The 7,598-nt window shown below is 45.2% G+C and carries 9 protein-coding genes; 1 reads left to right on the plus strand and 8 read right to left on the minus strand.

Annotated elements, in window-relative coordinates; all coding sequences use genetic code 11:
* Positions 1 to 102 precede the first annotated feature (102 nt).
* Complete coding sequence (ubiA, locus tag AB6E78_RS16360; protein ID WP_372133953.1) at positions 103 to 957, minus strand: 4-hydroxybenzoate octaprenyltransferase; 855 nt, start codon at positions 955 to 957, stop codon at positions 103 to 105.
* Positions 958 to 1,500, minus strand: coding sequence for a chorismate lyase (locus AB6E78_RS16365; protein ID WP_164091128.1), 543 nt, complete (start codon positions 1,498 to 1,500; stop codon positions 958 to 960). It lies immediately after the preceding gene.
* Between the two features lie 162 nt (positions 1,501 to 1,662).
* Between AB6E78_RS16365 and AB6E78_RS16370 the strand changes: the two genes are divergently transcribed.
* Entirely contained in the window at positions 1,663 to 2,070 is a 408-nt protein-coding gene (locus tag AB6E78_RS16370) for a flagellar basal body-associated protein FliL (RefSeq protein WP_372133954.1), read from the plus strand.
* An 87-nt stretch (positions 2,071 to 2,157) separates the two neighbouring features.
* Here AB6E78_RS16370 and glpG read toward each other — a convergent pair whose 3' ends face one another.
* The 6 genes from glpG to ftsY form a co-directional block, all read right to left on the minus strand.
* Positions 2,158 to 3,000 (minus strand): rhomboid family intramembrane serine protease GlpG, encoded by an 843-nt coding sequence (gene glpG / locus AB6E78_RS16375; RefSeq protein ID WP_372133955.1) that lies wholly within the window; start codon positions 2,998 to 3,000, stop codon positions 2,158 to 2,160.
* Between the two features lie 58 nt (positions 3,001 to 3,058).
* Positions 3,059 to 3,379 carry a thiosulfate sulfurtransferase GlpE gene (glpE, locus tag AB6E78_RS16380; protein ID WP_017061039.1) on the minus strand — a complete coding sequence of 107 codons (321 nt, stop codon included), beginning with the start codon at positions 3,377 to 3,379 and terminating at the stop codon, positions 3,059 to 3,061.
* A 440-nt stretch (positions 3,380 to 3,819) separates the two neighbouring features.
* Positions 3,820 to 4,677: an RNA polymerase sigma factor RpoH gene (rpoH, locus tag AB6E78_RS16385; protein WP_017055518.1), complete on the minus strand. Its 858-nt coding sequence runs from the start codon at positions 4,675 to 4,677 to the stop codon at positions 3,820 to 3,822.
* Between the two features lie 177 nt (positions 4,678 to 4,854).
* Positions 4,855 to 5,823 (minus strand): permease-like cell division protein FtsX, encoded by a 969-nt coding sequence (gene ftsX / locus AB6E78_RS16390; protein WP_017061038.1) that lies wholly within the window; start codon positions 5,821 to 5,823, stop codon positions 4,855 to 4,857.
* Positions 5,810 to 6,487, minus strand: a complete 678-nt coding sequence (gene ftsE / locus AB6E78_RS16395; protein ID WP_004736585.1) for a cell division ATP-binding protein FtsE — start codon at positions 6,485 to 6,487, stop codon at positions 5,810 to 5,812. The genes ftsX and ftsE overlap by 14 nt, the downstream gene beginning before the upstream one ends.
* A 78-nt stretch (positions 6,488 to 6,565) precedes the next feature.
* On the minus strand, positions 6,566 to 7,598 hold a 1,033-nt coding region (ftsY, locus tag AB6E78_RS16400; RefSeq protein WP_372101093.1), incomplete at its 5' end, for a signal recognition particle-docking protein FtsY.

The raw sequence follows: 7,598 nt of genomic DNA on the forward strand, positions 1-7,598 counted from the left end.
CAGCTCTGAAGGATCCTTCAACCGATCGCTTTGGCTTTAACTGATCGGCATTAACCCACTGGGTGCCTTTTTCTTGAATATTCGTTTGATAAAAACTGATGCTTACCAGAAGGTAACGAACAAACCGACCGTTACGGCCATGCCAACATAGTTGTTATTTAGAAAAGCTTGAAAACATAAGTCTCGGTCACGATGCCGCATCAAATGTTGTTGGTACACAAACAAGCTGCCTGCGGCTAACAATGCCCAATAGAAAGTATCACCCAATTGGTAGTGCATACCTAACACAATCAGCATCGCTAGAGTAACAAGTTGCAAAGAGCCGACGATAAGCTTATCGAAGCGACCAAATAAAATAGCCGTCGATTTAATACCAATCTTCAGGTCATCATCTCGGTCAACCATCGCATATTGCGTGTCGTAAGCAATCGTCCACAACGCGTTAATCACGAAGACAAACCACACAATGCTTGGCAGTTCATTGGTTTGTGCCGCCCAAGCCATTGGTATCGCCCAACTAAACGCTAAGCCAAGAAACAACTGTGGAAGATGCGTAAAACGCTTCATGAAAGGGTAAATGAACGCCAGACCCACACCAATAAATGAGAGCTTAATGGTCAGTGGATTCATGGTGAGTACCAGCAAGAATGAAACTACGGCTAGCACTAAAAAGAGCAGAATCGCTTCCTTACTGGAAACCAAACCAGACGGCAGTGGACGCTGCTTGGTACGTTTAACATGACCATCTACTTTACGGTCCGCAAAGTCATTGATCACACAGCCAGCTGAACGCATCAACACCACGCCGAGTACAAAAACAATCAAGACATCAAAATCAGGCATACCTTGTGCGGCGATAATCAGTGACCACAAGGTCGGCCAAAGGAGTAATAGGGTACCAATCGGGCGATTCATTCGCGTTAATTGCCAATACGCCTTCGCTTTGGTGGCAAGCATTTACACACTCTCCTTAGAGTAAATGGGTGATGTTGGTAAAAACAGTTCTGCCACAAGCATCGGTTTATGGTTCATCCATAATCGAGAACGACGCGCGAGTAATCGCTCATCGCCTGCGATAACCCAACCGACTTGCAGCGCATCTCGCTCCACGTTCTCAGCACTGAAAACGGTCAATCCAAGCGGGACATTACCTTGTTGAGAAAGGTCTGAGTGCTGATGATCTTCTAATGTGACTCGGGGAATCAAGGTTCGACCTAACACCCACGGTTCGTCATCACCCTTTAAAATCACTTTACGCAGTAAGCAATCAAACGATGATAAAAGATGTTCCTCGTCTTGTTGCAGCATTGAGCGTTCTACAACTTGATTATGAAGCAACTCAACAGACAGGTGCTGACAGCACTTCCCCAACTTGCGGGAAAGAGAACCTTGCTCCATCAGCCACTCTTTGGTGGTTTCATTAGGAAAATCAAATGTTTCTGTACTTTGCCAATCTACATTCATTAACGAATTAAGATACAGCGATATTGGCTGATTCATACTAGTATTCAATAGGTGACTTTACACGTACAATAAAGCTTCAACTTTCGAACAAAATTAAAGCGTTCTTCGAATTGTAAACGTATTTAGATTTAGACCGCTCATTGTAACAAGACTAATGCGTTTCGAATATCGCGAATAAACTAAAGAAAAGTCACAAATATGCACAAACGTTATGTAGCCCAAATATTTCTTGCGATTACCCTACTCTTTTCAGCATCAAGTTTCGCTGAAGATGAGTCGGCAGCTAAACTCGCCTACTTCACGCTAGAGCCAGACCTGACCACCAATTTTTACACTAAAGGTAAAAAACTGGGCTACATTCAGGTTCGCCTCGACATCATGGTGGCAAATAGTAACGACTTGGCCGCTATTGAGCATCACCAACCACTGATTCGCGATGCGGTGATTGAATTGCTTGGCAAACAAAACGAAGAAACCATTAAATCTCTATCTGGCCGTGAAGACTTAAGAAAATCCTTAGTTGAACACCTCAACAAGATTTTGCTTCCAGAGACAGGTAAAACCCTGATTGCTGACTTACTGTTTACCAAATACCTTTATCAGTAATGATGTAAAACGAATCCCAATAAAAAAGCGGCTCATCTGGCCGCTTTTTTTGTCTCTATCGTTTGGCTACTCATTAGAAGATATGAATTAGCTTCTTGCCGAGCTTGGTGCTTTCATCGCATCGATAAAGCCAATAATCACACCAGCGGCTAGACCAGCTAAATGCGCCGTATTGGCGATAGCCATAAATGGCTGCATGTACCCAAGCACCAACCACACCAACATAAAGCCGACAATCTGTCTTGGGATACCTAAACCAAGTTGTGGCGCCTTCGCACCAACCACCCATAAGTAACCAACCAAGGCATACACAACACCAGACAAACCACCGAAGTTCGCCCCTTCAACCCAATACTGCCCAGCACCTGAAAGCGCAGAAGAGACAGCAAGGATCTGAAGTAGCTTGAGGCTGCCAAGTTTCTTCTCAATGTCTCCACCTAGCTGCCACCACCACAAAATATTAAATGCGATGTGCATAACAGAGAAATGTAGAACGGCATGACTCAACCAACGCCACAGCTGCCATTGCTGTCCATCCACCGCTGGGAAATGTAGGGCATTGAAAATAGCTTGGCCAAAACCGATCTGTTGCAGCGCAAAAATCACCACACACACCAACATCAGGCTTAGTGTCACTGGGCCTGCTTTGGCTTTGATCATGCCCATGAAGCTTGGCGTGTGGTAATGGAAGTTGCTCTTTCTGGTCTCTGCCATGTCCCAAGATGCAGCTTGATAGCGCTTATGATTGGGCTCAGCCAGAAAACGATTCAGCTCAGCTTCGGTTTCAACCTGAAATTGGCCATCAAGAAGCCAAAGAGCAAAACGCCCTTCTCCCTCTGGAGACATCTGAATAGGGATCTGACGAGAGGCCATATAATCAATAAATGCTTGAGCAAGACGTGGATTGTCTAACACCATCAATCTAATCATTGTTACTTCCTATTCATTCTATGAGGGATGCTTGAGGCGGTTCAGGTGATGAAAGTCATTAACCTGCGATCACTGGAAGTTCAGCACGATGCCAAGCTTCGAAACCACCATCAACACTATATACCTCTTCAAAGCCTTGGTTCACTAAATATTGTGCCGCACCTTGGCTACTGATGCCGTGGTAGCACATCACTAAGATAGGTTGTTCGAACTCAACCTCATCCATGAATGACACCATCGTATCGTTAGTCAGGTGGTAGGCTGTTTTTGGGTGGGCAACCGCAAAAGACTGCGGGTCACGTATATCGACAAGTCGAGCTTCGCCTTGTTCGATGAGGGCTTGAGCGCCTTTAACATCGATATGTTTAAACTGGTCCATGACTTTCTCTTTTTATACTGATTTACTTTGCTGCCATTGTAACCTATCCCAAGGCTAACATTCACATCCACTTAATAAGGTTATCCACCAGCGATCACTTTTACACCATTTGTGGATAAATCTGTGAATTGCGTGAATAAAGTGTCTTTTCAAAAATAGATCCACAACATGTAGTAATGATCCTGATCTAACTGTGGGTTAACTGAAACATATCCCCACTCGAAAAACCCCGTCAAAGCCTTACTACACACTGCTTTTAGATAGCTGACGAATAAACTTCTCACAGAGTTATCCACAAAATCATTTTGCAAATTTCGATCGCAAAAGTTGAGAAATCGATCCAAAACAAAAAGGCCGAGATCTCTCGATCTCGGCCTTTTCAAAATTCAGCTATTTGTTAGCTCTACTAGAAAGTAGAAGCTAATAGAAACTAGATGCTATTAGAAATCACCAACGGCTTGTTTCAATTTCTTCATCGCATTCTTTTCTAACTGGCGAACACGCTCAGCTGATATACTGTAGGTATCCGCTAAGTCTTGCAGGGTTGCCTTGTTGTCGTCTAACCAACGTGAGCGAACAATGTGTTGGCTACGCTCGTCTAAGCTTGCTAGTGCTAGCCCTAGGCGATTATTGGTGTGTGACTCCCAGTTAGCCGCTTCAACCGTCTCAGCAACGTCTGACGCCTTGTCTTCTAGGTAGTAAACTGGAGCAGTGTAAGCAGAACCGCCATCGTCATCGTCCATAGGCGCTTCAAACGTCGCATCTTGTGCTGCTAAGCGAGATTCCATCTCACGAACTTCTGAAGGCTCAACACCCAGTTCACGAGCAACCGTCTCAACTTCACCGTTATTGAACCAACCCAAACGCTTTTTAGACTTACGAAGGTTAAAGAACAGTTTACGCTGTGCCTTAGTGGTCGCAATTTTAACGATACGCCAGTTACGTAGAACGTATTCATGGATTTCAGCTTTGATCCAGTGAACAGCAAACGAGACGAGACGAACACCAACTTCTGGATTGAAGCGCTTAACAGCCTTCATCAAGCCGATGTTACCTTCTTGGACGAGATCAGCCATTGGTAGCCCGTAGCCAGAGTAGCCTCTTGCAACGTGCACCACGAATCTTAGGTGGGAAAGGATCAAGCCTTTCGCAGCGTCGATCTCACCTTTGTAATGTAATCGCTCTGCAAGTCCACGTTCCTCTTCAGGAGTCAGCATAGGGTAGCTGTTCGCTGAGCGGATATAGCTATCTAAACTATCTTGTGTGACTAAAGCCATTTGATACGCTTGGTTTGCCATTCGGTTCCTCATCAATCTCTGATCTGGAGTAATACATCTATTAAAACCCTACAATCTTGAACCTAAAATGAACAGGTTTCAAGGAGGGGGAAGTAATTATGCATAATCAATTCGTCTATACAAGGCAAAAACTGGTTAAGAAGTGCCTATTTTTCGTCTAAATATGACTCTATTCACCTAAACTGGTTCAATTTCTTTTAGGTGACGCTGTGCAGAAAGCTTTGCAGCCACACTACCAAGCAGAGTTCCGACGATCAAAAGCAGTAAAGATTCATCCCAACTCAGGCCAATTAAACGGAAGTGGCTGTCGTATAGCTGAGCCAAGTCATCCACCGCGCTGTTCAGCAATACGGTAATCAATGCCGTCATTACCCAAGCGCTAATCGAACCTAAAACGCCAAACCACATCCCAGCATAAAGGTATGGTCGAAGAATGTAGCTGTCGGTCGCACCAATCAGCTTCATGGTTTGAATCTCTTCTTTATGCGCCAACACATTAAATCGTAGTGTATTGCCGATAATCAGAAATACCGCGCCCAGCATCAATACCGTTAAGGTAATCACGATGACAGCCGCTAATGCTTTGATCGCATCTAATCGCGCTAACCAATCTTCGTCTAGGCGAACATCGGTCACTAATTCTTGTTGTTTAACTGTGCCTGCCAGCTCTTTAATTAAGGTATCGCTGTGCACGCTTGGCGTAATCACCAGCACACCTGGCAGTGAATAATCGTCGAGAATGGTTAGGGCGTCTTCAAAACCAGAATACTGGCTGAGGTCTGCAAGCCCTTGCTGCGGAGAAATGTACTCCACGAGCTCAACTTGATCCCAACTTTCGATTTCATCCTTAAGCACCATTACTCGTGGCTCAGGAATACCATCCTCTACATAAGCACTTATTTGTGACGGGCTAGTGACATCTTGCGCCACTTCCCCTACATTTTTACCTAATAGGTACAAACAAGCTGGCATCGCCAACGCCATAGAGATCACCGCAAGGGTCAGTAAGTTGCCTAACGGGCGCTGCCACATTTGCGAGAACGATGACTTGGCTTGTTTCCAGTGAACAACAAAGAAGCCGTCGCTTGAAGCGCGGTTTGCTGCTCGATTAGATTGAGGTTTTTTGATGCGCTTATTCGCGGCCATAGTCTTCAACCTCACTCAAAAATCCTTGGTTTAATTCAAGATGGCGGTACTGAGGGCGAGTGTTCACTAACCCGATATCGTGCGTCGCTAGGATGATCGTCACACCTGCGCGGTTGAATTCTTCAAATAATCGCAACACACGGTTAGATAATTCAGGGTCTAGATTACCGGTAGGCTCATCGGCTAAAAGCAGAGTTGGACGGTTAACCACGGCGCGAGCAATACCCACGCGTTGTTGTTCACCACCAGAAAGTTGGCTTGGCAAACAACGGGCTTTATCTAATAAACCGGTTTTATCCAACGCAGCACTGACTCGGCGTTTTATTTCGTTTTCAGAAATAGATTCAATACGCATAGGCAGAGCGACGTTATCGAAAATCGAACGGTCCATCAGCAGGCGATGGTCTTGAAAAACAATCCCAATATTACGGCGTAAGAAAGGAATGTCTTTGGCTGGGATACGAGTGATATCGTGATCGTTGAACCAGACACGTCCATCAGTTGGACGCTCTATCGCGCAGATCAACTTCAGCAAGGTACTTTTACCAGCCCCAGAGTGCCCACCCAAAAAAGCCATCTCTCCACGTTTCAGGTGAAAGTCCACTTTTTGGAGCGCTTGTCTTCCACCTCGGTAGGCTTTACTCACTTGCTGAAATTTGATCACCGAAAATTCCTCTTACGATCACTAATATCAAATTTAAAAACGGTAGCAGATTAAGGATAAACCACTTTGCTACTCGCGTTACTCTTCTCGGCTAAATAGTGCTTCAATGAAGTCTTTAGATTCAAATGGACGCAGGTCATCAATACCTTCACCCACACCAATGTAGCGGATTGGAATCTGGAACTGGTCAGCAATTGAGAAAATTACACCACCTTTCGCCGTACCATCTAGCTTAGTCAGTGTAATACCCGTAACTGGAGCCACTTCACTGAACAACTTCGCTTGGCTGATAGCGTTCTGACCTGTACCTGCATCGAGCGTTAGCATGATTTCGTGTGGCGCAGAGTCATCAATCTTCTTCATTACACGAACGATCTTGCGTAGCTCTTCCATCAGGTTGCTCTTGTTCTGCAAACGACCGGCTGTATCAGCAATCACAACATCAACACCACGAGCCTTCGCTGCTTCAATCGCATCGTAGATAACAGACGCACTGTCCGCACCAGTGTGTTGAGCGATAACTGGCACATCGTTACGCTGACCCCAAACCTGAAGCTGTTCAACGGCTGCAGCACGGAAGGTATCACCCGCTGCTAGCATCACTTTCTTGCCTTCATTTTGGAATTGTTTCGCCAGCTTACCGATCGTAGTTGTCTTACCTACACCGTTCACACCCACCATTAAGATAACGTAAGGTGTTTTAGTGGTATCAACAACCAGTGGCTGTTCCACTTGGCTTAAGATGTCTGCCATCTCTTCTTTGAGCAGACCATAAAGCGCTTCACCGTCTTTTAGGTCATTGCGAGATGCTTTTTCTGTCAGGTTTTCAATGATCTTAACCGTGGTATTCATACCCACGTCAGCAATCAGAAGTTGCTCTTCTAGCTCTTCAAACAGGTCTTCATCGATTTGCTTGCCTTTGAACAGACCAAAGAAACCAGCACCGATGTTTGCTTTAGTGCGGCTTAGGCTGCGCTTAAGACGAGCAAAGAAGCTTTCTGTCGGCTTCTCTTGTACTTCTTCAACCTTAGCTTGAGGAACTGCCACTTCTTCCTGTTCTGCTTCTGCTTCTGCTTCTGCTTCTGCTTCTGCTTCTGCTTCTGCTTCTGCT

The sequence above is a fragment of the Vibrio sp. 10N.247.310.98 genome (genome assembly GCF_041467395.1).
Lineage (GTDB): Bacteria > Pseudomonadota > Gammaproteobacteria > Enterobacterales > Vibrionaceae > Vibrio > Vibrio crassostreae_C.